This window comes from Crocosphaera sp. XPORK-15E, assembly GCF_034931425.1.
Lineage (GTDB): Bacteria > Cyanobacteriota > Cyanobacteriia > Cyanobacteriales > Microcystaceae > UHCC-0190.
This window is the reverse complement of record NZ_JAYGHQ010000001.1, coordinates 241,917-258,212: the sequence shown is the minus strand read 5'-3', so window position 1 is coordinate 258,212 and position 16,296 is coordinate 241,917. Positions and strand designations below refer to the sequence as shown.

Below are 16,296 nucleotides of genomic sequence, written 5' to 3'. Positions count from 1 at the left end.
TGGCTCAGAAGCGGCGATTCCTGGGTTACTCCAGGCTTTAGAAGACTCTCATGAGTCTGTTCGTTGGAGTGCAGGATACTATTTGGGTAATATTGGCTCAGAAGCGGCGATTCCTGGGTTACTCCAGGCTTTAGAAGACTCTCATGAGGATGTTCGTAGGTATGCAGCAGAGGCTTTAGGCAATATTGGCTCAGAAGCAGCCATTGCAGGGTTACTCCAGGCTTTAGAAGACTCTGATAAGTATGTTCGTGGGAATGCAGCAAAGGCTTTGGGTAATATTGGCACAGAAGCGGCAATTCCTATGTTACTCCAGGCTTTAGAAGACTCTCATGAGTCTGTTCGTTGGAGTGCAGCATACGCTTTAGGCAATATTGGCTCAGAAGCGGCGATTCCTGAGTTACTCCGGGCTTTAGAAGACTCTGATAGAAATGTTCGTAGGAATGCAGCATTGGCTTTGGGTAATATTGGCTCAGAAGCGGCGATTCAGGGGTTACTTAAGGCTTTAGAAGACTCTGATAGGGATGTTCGTAGGAATGCGGTATACGCTTTGGGTAAAATTAGCACAGAAGCAACCCTAACCGCCTTACTCAACGCCTTAAAAAATCCTAATTTTGTCACCGCTAATAACGGAGATACCTTCTATGAGGCATATTCTGCCATCTCCACCATCCAAGACAAACTCAAATATTACCAACCCCTCCCCCAACCCATGAATCAACAAATTTATATCTCCTACAACTGGCAAGAACACAGCAACGAAATAGCAAATCAACTCGTCCAAGCATTTGAAGCTAGAGGAATTGCTATTATTCGGGATAAAAACCACACCACCTATAAAGACTCTATCAAAAAATTCATGCAGCAAATTGGACAGGGAAAATGTGTCGTTGCCGTCATCAGCGATAGATACTTAAAATCAGAAAACTGTATGTTTGAATTAGTAGAAATTGCCAAAAATGGCGACTTTTATGATCGAATATTTCCCCTTGTCTTAAAAGATGCCAGAATTTATAAAGCCGCCCAAAGATTAAGCTATATTCAGTATTGGGAAGAACGCATTCAAGAATTAGAAAACGCCATGAAATCAGGAGGTTTAGCCAACCTGCAAGGCATTACCGATGACCTCAATTTATACACCGAAATCCGCAACCGTATCGCTTCCCTTACCGACATATTAAAAGACATGAATACCCTCACCCCAGACTTACACCGCGAATCAGAATTTGCAGCGATGATTCAAGCAGTAGAAACTAAACTTATAGAGGATAGTTAAACTAAGAGGAGAAAACACAAAATGACTAAACTCTATCAAGAAGTTTCCTTAAACTGCGATTTTCCAGAATACAATCTCAAAAAAGGAGATTTAGCAATTCTTGTTGATACCATTCCCCATCCCACTAGAGGAGAAGAAGGTTATGTTTTAGAGATTTTCGATACTGAGGGAGAATCAATAGATGTAGTTATTGTTCCTAAATCTGCCATTGCCACAGAAAAAAAAGAAGTCAGTAGGTTGGGTTGAGGCACGAAACCCAACACAAGAAATCCAAAGCTATTAACAGACAAGATGCCTGTGCTACACATGATTTAACTAAGATATAATCAAGTTAATCAATAACTTAACTTCAACTAAAAACATGATCCAAAATAATGAATATAGACAGATGGCAATTGACGCGATCGCTAACAAATTAGGTGATCCTATTCCAGCAGTTCGCGCAAAAGCTGCCGAAGCATTAGGAGAAATTGGCAATGAAACCGCTATTCCTTACTTAGTTAGGTGCTTAAATAATTCAGAACAAGAAGTTAGACTGAGTATTATCAAAGCCTTGGGAAAAATCGGAGATGAAACCGCTATTCCTCACTTAGTTAATGCCCTCAGTGATTCTGATATTACCATCCGTACAGCAACAGCAGAAACCCTCGGTAAAATAGGCAGTGAAAAAGCTAATTCTTACCTGGTTCAACTACTTCATGATTCCGTTGACTCAGTTCGTGCTACTGCTGCCAAAGCTCTCGGACAAATTGGCTCAGAAAATGCAATTCCCGACTTAATTAATGCCTTTAATGATTCTAATGAAGATGTGCGTCTCAATGCTGTAGATGCCATAGGAAAAATTGGCAAACGTTACGCCTTAGCTTAGTATGGCACTCAGTTCAAAAAATCTCAAAATAGCAATCAAAGCTTTAGCCAAACAGATAAAAAATGTAAATGTAAAAATTCGTTTAAAAGCCGCTAAATCTTTAGGTGAATTAGGAAGTGAAGAAGCTATTTTTTACATTAATAAAGCATTAGGAAAAGAGACAGATTTTGACGTTATTGTATGCCTAATAGATGCTATAATTCCGATTAACAATTTACCCCATAATCAAACCATGTCAGAAACTCCCCAAGGCAATAAATACAACATTGTTCAACCGCAAAACGTCCAGATTGTTGAACAAGGCGGTGGAATTATTCATAATTACGCGACGCAACAAAACCTAACAGAAGCTGCCCAAGAAATTCAAAAACTCCTCACTCAACTTTCTCAAACTTATCCCACTAATACTGAAGCTGAAAAACAAATATTTATCACTCAAGTTAACGAAGAAATTAAAACTAATTCTAACTTACGAAGTATCTTAATAAGTGGAGGAATTGAATTAATTAAAATTCTTTGTCCTCCTCTCGGTATTCCGATTGAAATGGGGAGAAAATGGCTCGAAACTGCCCAAGAGTCTAACAGAAATCAGTAGGTTGGGTTGAACCGCGAAACTCAACACAGGAAATTAGACGAAATTTTCAAAAAAAATCCTAATTTTGTCACTTCTCTCGGTATTCCGATTGAAATGAGACGAAAATGAATCGAAGAAGCTGGTGACGGGATTTGAACCTGCGACCGGCTGATTACAAATCAGCTGCTCTACCACTGAGCTACACCAGCATCAATACTAGAATAGCAAATTTTGTCACTATTTGTCAGACTTCTTGCAGAAGTTAAGTTAAATTGCCACCTGAAGACAAAAAATACTTTTGCAAGAGGTCTATAAATTACCGCTAGGCCATATTACTTTCAATCGCCCAACGAGCCAACTCTGTCCGGTTGTGAAGATTGGTTTTGTTGAGCATATTCGAGACATGACTTTCAATGGTACGTTGACTCACGCTCAATTTTTCAGCAATATCTCGATTTGACAACCCTTGGGCCACTAATTGAACCACTTTTAACTCCGTTGGGGTCAATTCAACATTGCTGGGAACTTGAATTCTGGTACTCTCATCGAAAGAAATATTGCTTCTATGGCGCATCAGTCGGCTTGCTTGTTTCAAAGAGGACTCAACTTGGGCCACTAATTCTTCTGGTTCAAAAGGTTTGACCATATAGACATCGGCCCCGGTATTTAAGCCTTTCACCCGATCTTGACTTTGGCCTTTTGCCGAAAGAAACATGACCGGAACCCAACTGATGCGAGCATCTTGTCGGATTTTTTCAATTAAAGCATAACCATCCATTTCTGGCATCATCACATCACAGATGATCATATCAGGAACTTGTTTGCTCAAGATATCTAGAGCTTCTTGACCATTTTCGGCAGTGGTAACTTCATATCCCTGAAATTCGAGATAATCTTTCACCAGCAAAATCAAGTTGGGATCATCGTCAACTAACAGTAAATGTTTATTATCTTTTTGGGACGTTTCTTTAAGAGGTGACATTCGTTTTCTCAGTTAAATTTAGATAGGGATTCTGATAATACAATTGCTTGAAGCGTAATTGAGGGGATTAAGACTATGTTAAATCAATCTTGACCCGTTATTGTTGTTTTGGTAAAGCTTTATGAATTTTTACCGTCTTTTACCTCATCATCCACAGACATTGACTTAATTTCTAGGGTTTCTGACTCCGACTGCTTGAGAATTGCTTCTGGTAGTGCATGACTCAAAAAAGCATATTCCTTTACTATTTTATTGCCAATGAGATGTTCCTGGATAATTTGTTCAATGACTTCTGAGGTTGCTTGACGATACCAGACTCCATCGGGATAAACTACTAAGATTGGCCCCGCCATGCAAACTCGCAAACAATTCGCTTTCGTGCGAAAAATACAGCTAGGTTTTTCTGGGGTGACTTGATCTAGTCCCAATTCTTGCAAGCGGCGTTTAAGATAGTCCCACGCTTCGAGACTAACATCTTTGGGGCAACATTTGGGTTTTGTTTGATCCGCACAGAGAAAGATATGGCGTTGAATCTGATTTAACCCCAAGGTTTTAATGCTTGCTGTTAAAGCGTCTTCAACGGGAGTTGACAGAGATTTGATGATTTCTACAGGTTCATCGGCACAAGGGGTGACGGTTTCGCTCATAAACCTTAATCAAGGAAGTATCTTTATTCTATTTTACCCTTTCTTTGTGTCCTAACCCTCTCAGGGCCTTTGAGATGAATTAGTTGTGCTTTTTAGGGCATTAATTTGGGCTAAGGCATCTTGTACAGAGGTTTCTTCTCCCTGTTGTTGCCAAATTTGGGCAGCTTTTTGGAAGTCGGCGATCGCCTGTTGAGGAAGGCCCAGATCTACCAAAGCTAAACCGCGATTAAAATAGGCTTCCCCGTAGTTAGGATCAATTGCAAGTGCTTCTGTAAAGTCAATTTTCGCGTCGGTGGGGCTACCTGAATTAAGATGAGCTAAGCCTAAGTTATTGTGAGCAAAGGCATCATTGGGATTAATTTTTAGGGCTTTTTCGTAATCAGCGATCGCCTTTTGATCTTGGCCTAGTTGTAAATAGACATTGCCTCGGTTGACATAAGCTTCTCCCATTTTGGGATCTAATGTCAGGGCTTGACTAAAATCAGCCAAGGCTTTGTCAAATTCTCCTAAATTGCTATAAACATAACCCCGATTATAATAAGCATTCATATCTTGGGGATTTTCGGCAATAACTTGATTAAAGTCGATTAAAGCCGCTTTATAATCCCCCTGACGGCTTTTTTCAATACCATGTTCTACAATCTCTACCGTATCTGATGTCATAATTGATGACTCAATGGGAACGGAAGCAGATTGATGATGACAAGCAATCATAGAACTCATTGCCAAGACGCATAAAGCCAAAAATGGCAGACGGGAAGACTTAGCCGTCTTTATAGCAATCCATTGGCGGTAGAGAGAGGGTAATTGGGGGATTTGCGTTAAATAATTAAACATTTGGCTAATTTTATGCTTTAAAAAAAAGGTTTTGATGCACTCAGTTAAAGAATTGCGCCAAATAAAAATGAGCTTGAAACGAACGGTCAACTGGACAAATCGAGAATAACTAAGTATATTAACTTAGACCCAGTTGTGCCGTGAGGAGTTTAATCTCATGAAAAAATTTTACCTAGCTACTTTGATGATAGCGTTGACAGCTATCCCTGCACAGGCTCAAACTGCCACTTATTATTCTTCTGGCCATCATGGACAAAAAACAGCGTCAGGAGTGCGCTTCAGCAATCATCAACCGATGGCAGCCCATCCTTCATTGCCCTTTGGTACTAAAGTGAAGGTCACGAATCGAAGAACAGGGAAAAGTGTCATTGTCCGTATTGTAGATCGCTGTCGTTGTAGTATTGATTTGTCTCAAGGGGCGTTTAGAGCGATTGGTTCCTTACAATCGGGCAGAATTCCCGTTAAGCTTAGAGTTCTCAATTAAGGAAAATTTAAGATATTAGGTGTGTTTCTGGTAGGGGCAATTCATGAATTGCCCCTACAGTTTTTTCTGTTGCCCATTATAGGGGCAGCAAACTCACCAAGGTGTTGAAATGGCCTCCCATTGCTGTAATCACGTGATGAGTCACGGGAAGACTATCTACTACCATTCCTGTGCATAAAAGCATCAGATAGAGGATAGAAAATTTAAAAAGCGATCGCGCCTTATCTTGATCAAAGGGAGCTTGTTTCAATTGCCAGGTTTTTTTGAGGAACATGACCCCTAACACCAGGGCAATGATGCCATATATCCCACCGGAAACCCCCAGAGGATAGACTAAAAGAAAGGTACAAGGGATAACTAATAAGGTATACACCCAAATTTGGCGCACGGTAGATTCTTCCCCTTCTACCACAGGCATCATCGGCACATTGACTTGAGCATAATCATCTTTGATCATCAAAGCCAAAGCCCAAAAATGGGGGGGAGTCCACAGAAAAATGATGGCAAATAAGATCCAAGGGGCCCAGCTTAAATCTCCGGTAACGGCGGCCCAACCAACCAGGGGAGGAATAGAACCTGCGGCCCCACCAATAACAATATTTTGGGGACTATTGCGCTTCAGTAGGTGAGTATAAACCAGCATATAAAAAACAATGCCGGACATGGCTAATAAGCCACTGAGAAGATTGATATAAATGAGAAAGAGGCTAAAGGACAAAACCCCTAAGACCATGGCAAAAATGAAGGCATGACGAGACTGGACACGGCCTGAAGGGATAGGACGGGCCCGAGTCCGTAACATTTCATAATCAATGTCTCGGTCATAAATACAGTTCATTACTTGGGCCGAAGCGGCGGCCAGGGTTCCCCCGATCAGGGTAATAAACAGTTGAAAGGAGTCTACTTCGCCCTTGGCAGCGATCCACATGGACGCAGCAGTAGTGATCAGTAACAGAGGAATAATCCTCGGTTTGGTCAGTTGATAATAACTTTTGACCACTTGTAGAAAGTTTTCGTTACGACGGACAGCATCAGTCCCAATCATTAAATTCACACCAAATTCTATTAATTGATTAAGTTAGGAATTACCAAGGGATTGAATGTTCCTTGATGTATCCCGTATCGCTAGGGTTGTCAAGGCGACTAAGGTGCCAAATAAGGCGGCTCCAACGGTATGATGGGTGACGGTTAAGGGTTCAACTTGTAAGTGTAAATAAAAGGTAGCAACCCCTAACAACACTTGTAGGACAACCACACCACCCACAACCCAAGCTAATTTTCTGAGGTGGGGGTGAAGGGCCGGAGTTCGCCACGCCATAAACACAACGCTAATGGTGGCGATCGTCGCCGGAAAAACACCGATAATGTGGCTATTCATGACGGCGCAGAGTTGAGATCCCCCGAAACATTGATGGAGGGCCCAACGGGAACCTACTAATCCACCTAACAAGCACTGGATATAAACTAAAATAGCGGCTGTCATCCCTACCCATCGCAGTTTTCCGGCGGTGGCTGTTCCTTGATAGGGGGTGAGACACAAGGCAATTACCACTAAGGTTGCAAAGAACAGGAGGGCAGTACCAAGATGGGCGGTGACAATATCAAAGCGCAACATCTGGGTAACGGTGAGTCCTCCTAAGACTCCTTGGAACAAAATTAAGCCTAAGGCCCCAACTGCCGCCCAAGGAAGCCATTTGGGAAGTTCTTTGCGAAACCACCAAGATAGTCCCACGAAGGCGAGGGTACTTAACCCAATGAGGGACGCATCAAGACGATGAAACCATTCTAAAAAGACTTGGAGGTTCATCTGTTGAGTGGGAACTAACTGACCGTAACACAGGGGCCAGTCTGGGCAAGCGAGTCCCGCATTCATGACTCTGGTGGCACTACCAACGGCCATTAATAAGAGGGTGGCGATGGCAATTTTCCAGACGAGAAGACCCATCCATTTTTGGATTTGAGGACGATCTCTTGAGGTTTTTAGTTGTCCCTGAAGTACAGATTCTGTCATATTTTGCTTTTAACGAAATTGTTGACTTCGCTACAAAATTTTGATTGCTTTAAAGCAGAGCTAGTCAGATTCTACTTAAGAGTTTATGGTTTGTGCATTAATTCCTAGTAACATTGCTAGATCTTTTAGATTCAGTTAATCATTACTTTACATTGCTTAATAATAAAATACTATAATTTCATTAACTCTTAAGAAGCCTTTTATAAATCTTTAGTTTTAGCCAAGATCAACAAAATAAAAATGTATCAAATTTAACTTATAGCAAAAGATTGCTATATTATTAATATAAAGGTACTTAAGGGAAAAGAGGAGACAGGGGATTATGGTTTCTCAACTCGAAAATATTGCGAAACCTGAGATTATTTATCCTGAGACAGATGGTAAACCCATGGCAGATAATACCCTTCAGTTTCGCTGGATTACTACGATTAAAATAAATTTAGATTGGTTATTTGCTAAAAATGACCAGGTATTTGTTGCTGGAGATTTGTTATGGTATCCCGTTGAAGGAGATAATAAAAAACGACAGGCCCCTGATGTTATGGTTATTTTTGGACGGACTAAAGATGAGCGGGGTTCTTATCAACAGTGGAAAGAAGAAAATATTGCCCCCCAGGTAGTATTTGAAATACTTTCTCCTGGAAATACCCAAAAAGAAATGAGTCGAAAACTGCTCTTTTATGAGCGTTATGGGGTAGAAGAATATTATATCTATGATCCTGATAAAAATGACCTCACAGGTTTGTTACGGGGTGATGAGGGGTTGGATACCATTGAAGACATGAAGGGATGGATTAGTCCTCGTTTAAATATTCGCTTTGAATTGGCCCAACCTGAATTATTGTTATATCATCCCAATGGTGAGGGTTTTTCCACCTATACTGAAGAACGAGAAAAGGCGATTAAAGAGCGTCAAAGGGCTGATAAATTAGCCGCAAAATTACAAGAATTAGGGATTAATTTAGATGAACTTTAATTAGATTCTGTCGGGGCAAACGGCCGTTCGCCCCGACAAAAAATTACTATTTTGTCAAACGAGTTAACACTTGATTTGACCGTTCTACAAAGGATTTCATTCCATCAGCATCGAGTCCTTTTTGTGCCATTAATGCTAAATCGTAGACGTGCTGACAGAGCATTTTAGCCATTTCTGCGGAAGGAGAATCACCCCCTGCTTGGATAATACTTCCCTGACTTAATTGATAGATATTTTCGATCAAAGGATGGGTTGTATTAATCACTAAAACGTGTTCTTCGGGAAAGTCCATAATTTGTTGTTGAGACATGGCCATCATCTCTCGAAAACGTCTCATCGCTTCTGGCAATAACACCATAGCTGCGGGAGTATTTTGGGGAGTATCTGACTTTAATGCTTCAGTTTTGATGTTGACTTGGGGTTTATTTAAGGCTATTTCAAACAGTTCCTTAATTTGTTCGCTACGGGTTTTGTTGGTGGTGGGATCAACAATTTCATTACTCTTATCTTCCTGTAACAATGTGTTGTCTAATTCAGAATCAACACGGGAGAATTTAACCTCAGAATATTCTTTTTCTAGGAAAGGAATAAAGTAATTAGTATCAATGAAAGAGTCCATAAATAGGATCTCTAATCCTTGATTTTTGTAGAGTTCTACATAGGTGGCTTGGGTATTGGTATCGGTGCAATAAAATACCCGATTTTCATGCCGTTCTTTGTTCCGTTCTAAGTAAGCAGGTAAAGTAGTATAACTTGCTTTTTCATAGCTAAATTCTCCCTGATTCTCTGTATTTTCTTTTTCTACATTTTGCCAAACATCTCCTTCTGCTTCAACTTGAATTTCTGGGGTTTCTGTTTCAGTTTTTGGGGCTGTTTCTTCAGCTTTATAAGTTGTTTTGTAGATCAGAATGTCTTCGACTTGCTTTTTAAACTTGTCGTCTTTGAGAGAACCATATTTAACAAAAGTTCCTACATCTTGCCAACATTTAATGTATTCTTCGGGAGTCTCTGTATAGATAGAGTTGAGACGATCTGCAATCTTTTTCGCGATATGATTGGCAATACTGCGAACTGTCCGATGATTGGTTAATGCGCTTCTGGACACATTTAAGGGAATATCAGGACTATCAATTACTCCCCTTAATGGCATTAAAAAATCTGGGATAATTTCTTCACAGTGATCGTTAACAAAGACTTGGTTACAAAACAGTTTAATATGTCCCTGGGAAACATCTACATCAGGACGCAGTTTAGGGAAATATAAAATCCCGTTGAGTAAGTAAGGATAATCGGTGTTTAAATGTACCCACAGTAAGGGATCTTCTTGGAATGGGTGAAGATAACGATAAAATTCTAAATAGTCCTCATCAGTTAGATTTTGTGCAGATTCTTTCCAGAGGGCTTTTTGTTTGTTAATAGCCTCATTTTCAAACTTAATGGGAACTGTGATAAAATCTGAATATGTTTTCACTAACTGGCGAATTCTTTGAGGTTCTAAATACTCTTGTTCCTCATCCATTAAGGTGAGAGTAATGGTTGTTCCTACCTGAGTTCGAGAAGATTCTGTTAATTGAAATTCAGGGGAACCATCACAAGACCAATGAACTGCTTGGGCCCCTTCTTTATAAGACAAAGTGTCAATTTCTACCTGTTTTGCTACCATAAAAGCAGAATAGAAACCTAACCCAAAATGTCCGATTAATTCATTGGCATCTTTTTGATATTTTTGGATGAATTCTTCTGCACTAGAAAATGCTACTTGATTGATATATTTCTTGATTTCATCAGTCGTCATTCCAATTCCATTATCAGAAATTGAGAGGGTTTTATTATCTTTATCAACTGCGATCACAATTTCTGGTTCAGATATTTCTCCTGATACTTCCCCCGCTAAAGATGCCATTTTAAGCTTAGAAATAGCATCCACTGCATTAGAAATTAACTCCCTTAAGAAGATTTCATGATCAGTGTAGAGAGACTTCTTAATAATGGGAAAAATATTCTCAGTGTGAATGGTAATGTTGCCTTTTTCAAGTACCGTCATAGCGTTTTAAGTTAGAAATGGTTTATATACGATCATCTCTGATTATCCCTGATCTTAGCTAAATTTTAACTTTGGGATTATCCCACCATAAAGATTCGGATTTCCGTACTTTATAAGTATATAACAATAATGAACAATTAAAACTATTAATAAGTAATTAACCAAAAGGCTTGTTTTCTAATATATAAAGGATTGTCAATTGAGTTAGAAGGAGCAATCATTTTGATTTGTTTATTCAGGGTATTATGGGAAACTGTCCAGTTAACATACTCTAAGGATTCATCATTATCTTGATGGGGACAAGTATGAGTGACTTTCGTGATTTTATTTTGTGTTACTTTAAAGATTCTACCACAGTTTTGCGGTAAAAGAATAATGGCTAATAATTGATTTTTGTTATGGTATAAAGTGACTGTACTGGGTTGATTCACCCCGTTGGCAATTCGTCCCCAAAATTGCGCTTTAGCAGGATAAGATTTTTGAATAGGGGTGATATTTACTCTCGCTAATTCCCAGGATAATGCTTGACTCCCATTCATCTTAAAGCAGAGTAGCATAGTGATTATTAATAATGCTTTTGTTCTCAAATAGATCATCTTCTTACTTATTATTTATTAAGTAGCTAAAGCTTAATCCCATGCTTCAAATTCCCTAATCCAATGACGAATTAAGGTGCTAAATTGAGTGCGTCGATTTTCAAAACTTGCTGCAATCCAAATAAACATTAAACCGATGAATAAACCGATAATCCATTTTAACAGAGGATAGGTCAAACTTAACACAACTAATTGATAAAATCCATTAATTAAGAAAGTAATAGTTCCTGTAAATAAAAAAGCACGAATTTGTAAAGACAAACCGATAAAAATCAAAATAATACTCATAATTCCTGGAAAAATACCCGTTTTATTATAAAAGAATAGAGAAACTAAACAAATAATTCCTGTACCAATTAGACGAAGAAAATGTCTTAATTCTTTACCTTCTTCTCCTTGACAATTGGGTTCAATCCAAATAATTGATAAAAGAGATAAACCTAACAAAATAATATAATCTGATATTGAGAATTGATAAACTGATTTAAACCCTTCAATAATTGCCCCATTAACTAAGATTAAACTTAAGTAAAGTAGACGAGGTTTGTAACTCATTTTCGCTAAAATACCGTAAGAAATAGCAGCGACTAATAAAGTAATTGAATTAAGAGAGGAAAGGTTGGTAATTACTCCAATTAAAGGTAAGGCAAAAGCTAACAGATTCCAGGGTTTTTTAGACCATCCCCATTCTTGCCAAGGTAAACTATAAACCACTACTCCAAATAAAGCAATAGCTGTTCCTATCCATTGCTCAAAAAAGTAGTCTAAATAGGCAGGAGATGGCATAGTTAAGGCGGCATAAGCAGCAATTCCTCCACCTTGTATTAATCCTAAATAGACCCAGATTTCTCCATAAATAGCATCACTAAATCTTCGCCCTTCTAAGATAGCATATTGGGTTAAAAATATCCCTGCTCCTAACCCAATTAATTGATTAGTTGTTACGGGATATAATAGAGAAGTACCTAAGAATATAGTCCCTAAAATCCAGTGTAAATGGGCAATAACTTTTAATTCTTGTTGGCCGAGATGAAGATAGTTTGATAAACCCGCAGCAGTAAGGCGATAAAAATACATAATTGTGGTTGCTAATGCTGCCATACTTAACAAGTTATCGCCTAATGGTAAGGGATAAATTTGATACCATAATAATTCATAAGCAGACCAAGAAAAGACAGCAATAGCGACATAGATTAAGGGTTTAAATCTTGCTCTACGTCGTCCAATTCCCATAATAATTAAGGCTAAACCAAGGGACGTTAAACCAGTAAAACTACTAAAGAAATTCCATCTTAAAGCTGTTCCTAATGCCCCATATAATAGGGGTAAAATATGCCAACTACTGAGCAAGTTTTGTTCTCCGGTGTGTCGGTGCCACCATTCTCCTAAAAATTGTATACAAAGTCCCAAGATTATGTTAGCAATAGCTAGAATAAATAGAGAGCTTTCTAGGAGTCCTAACAATTCTATTGTTAATAATTCTAAACTCCATCCTAGGGTATAAATTGTCCAATTAGTAGGATGGTGCCAACTGCGATAAATAATCGCTCCTAACAATAAAAATGCTGCTATTATTGACCCCAGAGAAGGAGATAAATATTGCCAATAAATAGCAATAGAATGTAAGGTTAAAGCGACTAAACCAAAACTACATAAAATGATGCCCCACCCATCAATTGCTGTTGTATAAATTCTAGCCAAAGGGTGAGATTTTTGTTTTAAATAACTCCATAGTAACCAAAGGGTTATCAGGGTTAAAATATTGACTAATAACCAGACAGAAACCGAATTAATTTGCCATTCTCCTACCCCTTGCCATAAAGTTAAACTGAGGCAACTTAAACCCATACCAACGGTTAAAACTGCAGCAAATATTTGGTTTAAATATACACTATGAATAAAAAGTAATCCTGTTGCTATTCCTAAGCTAATAATTCTCACAAATTCAAAGTTAGGCATCAATACTTGTATAAGTAAAATTGTGATGATACTGAGCCATAATAGCTTAGAAGTGCGGGGAGTTTGCCAACTTCTGTAAGTAGTCCCTATCATCATTAATCCTAGGGTTAATGCTAAAATTAAAGGATTATCTACAGGTTTATTTAATAGGTTAATTGTACTAATATTGAAGACATATAAAGTCATTGCCCATCCATCTAAAGCTGGACTATAATAGGTTGAGAATGAGAATTGCTGACGATTTAATATATGACGAATACTCCACAGTAAAACAATTGTAGTTGCTCCCATTAACAACCATATAATTAAGAATTCATTGGAGAATTTTAATCCTAAATTACCCAAAAAAGCTGAGATTAATCCTAATCCCAAACCAATGCTAATAACTGCTGCAATAACTTGCTTAATAAGTTGGGTTTGAATGATCATTAATAGGGTTGCGATCGCTAATTCTATCCATCCCCATGATGATAATGTTAAGGCAGGAAGGGGAGCAATAATTAAGATAAATACACTGTACCAAAGAGGGAATTTATTAGAAGTAGAAGATGGTTGCCAACTCCGATAAGCAGCAGTTATCATCAACAAAATAGAGCTTATAAAATTGTTTGTCGTGGAAGGATATGGAGAAGCGACATAAATAAATCCTCCTAAACAAATCAGAGATAAACTATAGCCCCAACCATCAAAAACTTTACTATATAAAGAGGCTAATTCTTCAGAATTATTGGCTAAATAATGACGAATCAGCCAAAAAATAAAGGTGACAATTGCTCCTGAAAGTATCCAGAGTTGTGGTGATAATTTTAAGGGATATAAACAAACAGCGATGATACTTAACCCAAACCCAACCGTAATAGTTGCTGATACCCAATGACGTAAATATCGGGTATTAATAAACATTAATCCTGTGGCAGTTATTACCCCAATTAAACGAGTTTCTGGGAAAAATATAGTTAGTCCCTGCATCATTGATAAAGCGATTACACTTAACTCGTTGGCCAGTTGTCGTCGGGGAAGATACCAAGTAGCGATCGCAGTTAATAATAAAGGAACAATTAACCAACTTAACCCCAAAAAAGGAGAGACAAAGGGGAGATTATACCAGAATAAACTATAAGAAACACTACTAAAAACAAGACTGATTCCCCAAGCACTTTTATTTAATAATGAGAATAATGAATTATCAGGAAAATTGCTGAAAGAAAATAGAGTTTCTATGAGCATTAATCCTAAAAAGATCATTCCCCATACACTAATATTTAAAGTAGGTAAGCAATAGCTTATAATGGAAAGCAGAGCAATTAATCCAGTGCTATGAGTTGTTAAGGCTAACAGATTTGCTGAAGCTCGATGTCGAGGTATTTGAGTTTTGGTAACATAACCTAATATCAAGGTAGAAGCTACTAAATTAAGGGTTCTAAATAAGGGATCGACTAAACTAATTACGGTTAAACTAATGCCTAAATATAAAGCAATTTTGCCGCTAAATTGAGATAGATTATTTTGCTGAATCCGAATAAAAAACATTCTTGACAAAACAATCAAAATCAGGTAAGGAAAAAGTCCTAAACTGAGTAAAACCCAAGCATTATTTGGGGTTCCCGTAAGTTGGGTAATTCCCTCAAAAAACCCTGACAAGAAAGATAAACGACCAATTAACCAATGAATTTGTAAACCGATGAGAAAAATCAAGCCAAAATCTCGTTTTAACCAACTGGTTTTTAAGCGTCTTCCTAACCAAATTATGGCTAAAAAACTAACTGCGATCGCTTGTAAAGGATAAGTAAAAACCGATAATAACCACCCCAAACATAATAAACTACTACCCACCCATTTCCAAGGAGTTTGAGGGGGAGATCTCCACCCCATTAACCAACCACAAAGGGCCACTGCTAATCCTAACTGAAAAATATTAACATGAGCAATAAAAATTGCCCGAATCAACAGAATAACTAAAGCATAAATAATAATTGCCCCAGTTAAACTAAAAGGCAAAAATTTCCGAGTCTGTCTGGTATCATGGGGAGAAAATAAGGTGATAATGGTTGTCCCAATTACCCCAAGATAAGTCGCTATTAAAGGCATTCCTGGAAGCGTCCAACCCCAATGTAAATAAGTTAAACTTAAATGATTTAATAAAGGTAAAGGTGTGGTTGAAGACTCAGAATTTGTCTTAAAAATTTTCAGAGTTAAGGCAGTTAAAGATAAACTACCTACCATCATTCCTAATAATCCCCAAAAAGTATACCAAAGGGGAAAACTATCCATGGCGAAAAAATTAATCGGCACTAATAATAAAGTAACAGTGCGTAAAGCTTGAGTTGTTAACCGTAAATTGGGTTGTTTTCCTGTCCACCAACTCCCTACCCCAAAGGCTAACGTATATAACCACAAAATCCCATACTGTAAGACAGCAGGGAAGGTTTCCCACCAACTGGCCGCAAGTACCCCAGAGGAAATAACCACCATAAAGACACCCAATAACAGCAACCAAATGACGCTTAACTCCGCCATTAAAGATTGCACCATCTGTCCAATTCTGGGGGCTTGTCGGCGTTTTCTTCGAGGTTTTGAAGGTTTTGAGGTAACAGGGGGAGGAGAAGCAACAGGGGGTGATATTTTTGCCCTAGGAAGCACAACAGGGAGAGGAGAGGTCAAATATTGCTGAGAAAGTCGTCTTACCTCAGCATGGTTTAATAGTCCCCGTTGTAACCATTGATCCAACCCTGTTAATAAAGCAGGATGAGAGGCTTTAACATTAACCGTAAAAGCAATTTGAGTATTATTAGATAAAAGTCCCGCAGTTTGGCCAGTTTGCAACCAGGTTAAGAGATCTGTAGCTTGAATGGTTGTGGTAAGATTTAGCTTAAATGTAGAATGAAGTCCGTTAATTTGAGTATTAACATCAAGCTCAGAAATTAACCCCAAATCTAGCCAATCTTGCCATCCTTGTAATAATTCAGAGATAGCATTATCTGTGGTTAGTTTAAGAGGAATTAGGCGATCGCTTGAAAATGACATTACAGCATCCCAAATACTTCA

At 38.4% G+C, this 16,296-nt stretch carries 14 protein-coding genes and 1 tRNA gene; 6 read left to right on the top strand and 9 right to left on the bottom strand.

The window, feature by feature from the left end:
• From VB691_RS01250 to VB691_RS01235, 4 genes are all read left to right on the top strand, one after another.
• Positions 1–1,273 (top strand): HEAT repeat domain-containing protein (locus tag VB691_RS01250; protein WP_323289637.1); only part of this gene is annotated, 1,273 nt, incomplete at its 5' end.
• Between the two features lie 21 nt (positions 1,274–1,294).
• Positions 1,295–1,519, top strand: coding sequence for a DUF4926 domain-containing protein (locus tag VB691_RS01245; RefSeq protein WP_323289636.1), 225 nt, complete (start codon positions 1,295–1,297; stop codon positions 1,517–1,519).
• Between the two features lie 115 nt (positions 1,520–1,634).
• Positions 1,635–2,141, top strand: a complete 507-nt coding sequence (locus tag VB691_RS01240) for a HEAT repeat domain-containing protein (RefSeq protein WP_323289635.1) — start codon at positions 1,635–1,637, stop codon at positions 2,139–2,141.
• Position 2,142: 1 nt separating this feature from the next.
• Positions 2,143–2,736 (top strand): HEAT repeat domain-containing protein, encoded by a 594-nt coding sequence (locus tag VB691_RS01235; RefSeq protein WP_323289634.1) that lies wholly within the window; start codon positions 2,143–2,145, stop codon positions 2,734–2,736.
• Between the two features lie 116 nt (positions 2,737–2,852).
• Here the strand turns inward: VB691_RS01235 and VB691_RS01230 are convergent.
• From VB691_RS01230 to VB691_RS01215, 4 genes are all read right to left on the bottom strand, one after another.
• Positions 2,853–2,924, bottom strand: a tRNA-Thr gene (locus VB691_RS01230).
• 113 nt (positions 2,925–3,037) lie between these two features.
• Positions 3,038–3,697, bottom strand: a complete 660-nt coding sequence (locus tag VB691_RS01225) for a response regulator transcription factor (RefSeq protein ID WP_323289633.1) — start codon at positions 3,695–3,697, stop codon at positions 3,038–3,040.
• Positions 3,698–3,816: 119 nt separating this feature from the next.
• Positions 3,817–4,344: a ferredoxin gene (locus VB691_RS01220; protein WP_323289632.1), complete on the bottom strand. Its 528-nt coding sequence runs from the start codon at positions 4,342–4,344 to the stop codon at positions 3,817–3,819.
• Positions 4,345–4,404: 60 nt separating this feature from the next.
• Positions 4,405–5,181, bottom strand: coding sequence for a tetratricopeptide repeat protein (locus VB691_RS01215; protein WP_323289631.1), 777 nt, complete (start codon positions 5,179–5,181; stop codon positions 4,405–4,407).
• Positions 5,182–5,338: 157 nt separating this feature from the next.
• Here VB691_RS01215 and VB691_RS01210 point away from each other — a divergent pair, with 157 nt between their 5' ends.
• Positions 5,339–5,665, top strand: coding sequence for a septal ring lytic transglycosylase RlpA family protein (locus VB691_RS01210; protein WP_323289630.1), 327 nt, complete (start codon positions 5,339–5,341; stop codon positions 5,663–5,665).
• 76 nt (positions 5,666–5,741) lie between these two features.
• Here the strand turns inward: VB691_RS01210 and VB691_RS01205 are convergent, their stop codons facing one another.
• A complete protein-coding gene (locus tag VB691_RS01205) occupies positions 5,742–6,710 on the bottom strand; it encodes a heme o synthase (RefSeq protein WP_323289654.1) in 969 nt (322 codons plus the stop codon).
• A 33-nt stretch (positions 6,711–6,743) separates the two neighbouring features.
• Complete coding sequence (locus VB691_RS01200) at positions 6,744–7,676, bottom strand: heme A synthase (RefSeq protein ID WP_323289629.1); 933 nt, start codon at positions 7,674–7,676, stop codon at positions 6,744–6,746.
• Between the two features lie 322 nt (positions 7,677–7,998).
• On the opposite strand from VB691_RS01200, the gene VB691_RS01195 reads away from it, so the two are divergent.
• Positions 7,999–8,652: a Uma2 family endonuclease gene (locus VB691_RS01195; RefSeq protein ID WP_323289628.1), complete on the top strand. Its 654-nt coding sequence runs from the start codon at positions 7,999–8,001 to the stop codon at positions 8,650–8,652.
• Positions 8,653–8,698: 46 nt separating this feature from the next.
• On the opposite strand, the gene htpG is transcribed toward VB691_RS01195, so the two are convergent.
• The 3 genes from htpG to VB691_RS01180 form a co-directional block, all read right to left on the bottom strand.
• Positions 8,699–10,696, bottom strand: coding sequence for a molecular chaperone HtpG (htpG, locus tag VB691_RS01190; RefSeq protein ID WP_323289627.1), 1,998 nt, complete (start codon positions 10,694–10,696; stop codon positions 8,699–8,701).
• 146 nt (positions 10,697–10,842) lie between these two features.
• A complete protein-coding gene (locus tag VB691_RS01185; protein ID WP_323289626.1) occupies positions 10,843–11,253 on the bottom strand; it encodes a hypothetical protein in 411 nt (136 codons plus the stop codon).
• Between the two features lie 72 nt (positions 11,254–11,325).
• Entirely contained in the window at positions 11,326–16,275 is a 4,950-nt protein-coding gene (locus tag VB691_RS01180; protein WP_323289625.1) for a hypothetical protein, read from the bottom strand.
• Positions 16,276–16,296 lie beyond the last annotated feature (21 nt).

What these genes read in the sequence shown, in the direction of transcription:
- VB691_RS01220 (WP_323289632.1), bottom strand. Translation starts at nt 4,344, where the DNA reads ATGAGCGAAACCGTCACCCCTTGTGCCGATGAACCTGTAGAAATCATC.
- VB691_RS01240 (WP_323289635.1), top strand. Translation starts at nt 1,635, where the DNA reads ATGATCCAAAATAATGAATATAGACAGATGGCAATTGACGCGATCGCT.
- VB691_RS01215 (WP_323289631.1), bottom strand. Translation starts at nt 5,181, where the DNA reads ATGTTTAATTATTTAACGCAAATCCCCCAATTACCCTCTCTCTACCGC.
- VB691_RS01245 (WP_323289636.1), top strand. Translation starts at nt 1,295, where the DNA reads ATGACTAAACTCTATCAAGAAGTTTCCTTAAACTGCGATTTTCCAGAA.
- VB691_RS01225 (WP_323289633.1), bottom strand. Translation starts at nt 3,697, where the DNA reads ATGTCACCTCTTAAAGAAACGTCCCAAAAAGATAATAAACATTTACTG.
- VB691_RS01185 (WP_323289626.1), bottom strand. Translation starts at nt 11,253, where the DNA reads ATGCTACTCTGCTTTAAGATGAATGGGAGTCAAGCATTATCCTGGGAA.
- VB691_RS01205 (WP_323289654.1), bottom strand. Translation starts at nt 6,710, where the DNA reads ATGATTGGGACTGATGCTGTCCGTCGTAACGAAAACTTTCTACAAGTG.
- htpG (WP_323289627.1), bottom strand. Translation starts at nt 10,696, where the DNA reads ATGACGGTACTTGAAAAAGGCAACATTACCATTCACACTGAGAATATT.
- VB691_RS01195 (WP_323289628.1), top strand. Translation starts at nt 7,999, where the DNA reads ATGGTTTCTCAACTCGAAAATATTGCGAAACCTGAGATTATTTATCCT.
- VB691_RS01200 (WP_323289629.1), bottom strand. Translation starts at nt 7,676, where the DNA reads ATGACAGAATCTGTACTTCAGGGACAACTAAAAACCTCAAGAGATCGT.
- VB691_RS01180 (WP_323289625.1), bottom strand. Translation starts at nt 16,275, where the DNA reads ATGTCATTTTCAAGCGATCGCCTAATTCCTCTTAAACTAACCACAGAT.
- VB691_RS01235 (WP_323289634.1), top strand. Translation starts at nt 2,143, where the DNA reads ATGGCACTCAGTTCAAAAAATCTCAAAATAGCAATCAAAGCTTTAGCC.
- VB691_RS01210 (WP_323289630.1), top strand. Translation starts at nt 5,339, where the DNA reads ATGAAAAAATTTTACCTAGCTACTTTGATGATAGCGTTGACAGCTATC.